The following is a 2,205-nucleotide window of genomic DNA, read 5'->3' on the forward strand; positions in this document are numbered from 1 at the left end:
TTATTATTATTGCTTTGTTAAAACAGACACATGCGTCTGAAAACAAAATATTAGATATTACAGCGTAAAAGAAGAATTTAACGAATTAAAGGACAATTTTCTTCAGCAGCAAAAATATTTATTTTGTTGTTGCCCATGATATTTTCATTTATTGTAGGGCACATGATTAATTAAAACCACTAGTATTTACAAACAGAAATAAAGTATCAGCGATACGAAGAATCAGCTACAACTGTTGAAAACCAAGTAAAGTTATTTTTACAGATTCTTAAGAGAATCAAGCGTTCTTCTGGAAAAGCACTTTCTAAAAAAATAACTTTTACTTGGTTTTCAACCAGTTTATTAGCTAATTCTTCAATATCGCTGATACTGGCTTCTGTTTGGGTAGAAATTCCTTGAATTGGACTTAATTCAAAATCATATTTTCTAGCTAAATAAGAAAAAGCATCATGGCAGTAACTAGTAAAATAAATGTTTTGCCTTGAGAAGAAAATTGTCCTTTTTAATTCGTTAAATTTCTTGCCTACATATGTATCTAATAATTTTAATTTTCGTGCATATGTGTCGCAATTATTTTTAAATTAGCAATATCCTTTTAGCAACTAAAACAATAGGTCTTTTTTAATACTGTTTTTAATTTGTATTTTAATTGTTTTAAAACTTTAATCCAAAGATTCATATCAAACCAAATATGAGGATCTGGTCCATAATTATCTTCATCTCGCTTAATATTTTCTTTCTTTAATGTGTTCCTCCTCTTTGCCTTCTTGATTTATAACTTTTGGTATGCGTTTTCATCTAACTGCACTACGGTAAAGGAATTATTCGTTAAAAGCGGAAGGCTTCTGCCATTTTAGCTTCCAAATGCAGTCCATTAATCACAACTAAATCAGCTTCTTTAATTTTTTTGCGATCTGATAATTTGGTTTGTAATTGTGCAGATCAATTCCTACTCCCATCAAAGAATCAACTTGAATGCCTTCCGATTTTTGATGATACCGTTTTGTTCTTCTTCTGCCACATCACCAACTAAATGCTTGACTAAATCTTTTAACATGGTATTAGTGGTACTATTTTTGTAAATCTTTTTGAAACAGTTTGGCATTATTAGCTTTGTCCAAAGATAAAGGAATAGACAAAAACAACGTTGATATTGTTGCTTAAAAGAAAAATGATTATTTTTTGTTTTGTGTTTAATAAAAAATCCATAATTATGGTCTCCTTTTACCTTTCTGAATTGATTTAAAATGATCTAAAATGGAACTATTTTGTGAGGTAAAAAACGATGTTATAAAAAATATCTAATGATATGAAATTATAAATTAGTGGTTTTGGGATTTCTTTGTAAAATCCATCATTAAAAATTTCAATTTTGATACAATTATGGATATACATTTGTAATAAAGTAGCAAGAATATTTAATTATAATGAGGGCTAATTTGTACAAATGTATATCACCAGTATGTCAAGTGAAATTTTTAATGATGGATTTAATATAATTTATAATTTCATATCATTAGATATTTTTATAGCATCGTTTTTACCTCTATAAATAGTTCCATTTTAGATCATTTTAGAGTATTCCCGAAGACAAAAGGAAGTTGTAATTATGGATTTTATTAAACACAGGCAAAAATAATCATTTTCTTGTAAACAACCTTTAACGTTATTTTTGTCTATTCGCGCATCTTTGACAAAAACAACTGCCATTTTCTTCAAGACACGGAAATAATAACGTGCTACTACCATGTAAGACTGAATCAAGCATTTGGACGATATGTCAGAAAGAATCAAACGAATAATCAGTATTCCAGTTGATTAACGATGGGAAGTAAATTGATTCGCGCAATTACAAAACCAAATATCTAGACATCGCAAAAATTAAAGCTATTTAGTGCAATTAATAGACTACATTAAACTAAAATAATATCTTCCCATAACAGATATTCGCTCATATAATTAAATTAAATTGCATACCAAGAGATTATAAATCAAAAAATTAAAGAAATCATTTGTAAAGAAAGAAAATGAAACTTGAATGATACTCATGGACCAGATCCTCGTATTTGGTTAAAGTTACAAAACAGTGGAAATGCAAATTAAAAACAGTATTAAGACCTACGTTACAGCCAGAAATTATTCTTGTAATTTGAAATATTACATAATGCGAATAAGGTGATACATGTGGTAAGTGGATTACATTCT

Annotated in this window: 1 pseudogene; it reads right to left on the reverse strand. The window is 28.2% G+C overall.

What is annotated here, in order from left to right:
• Positions 1 to 206: 206 nt before the first annotated feature.
• Positions 207 to 521, reverse strand: a pseudogene (locus ACEW7V_RS03240) (metal ABC transporter solute-binding protein, Zn/Mn family); the annotation flags it as partial.
• Positions 522 to 2,205 lie beyond the last annotated feature (1,684 nt).

The organism is Areca yellow leaf disease phytoplasma (assembly GCF_041920595.1).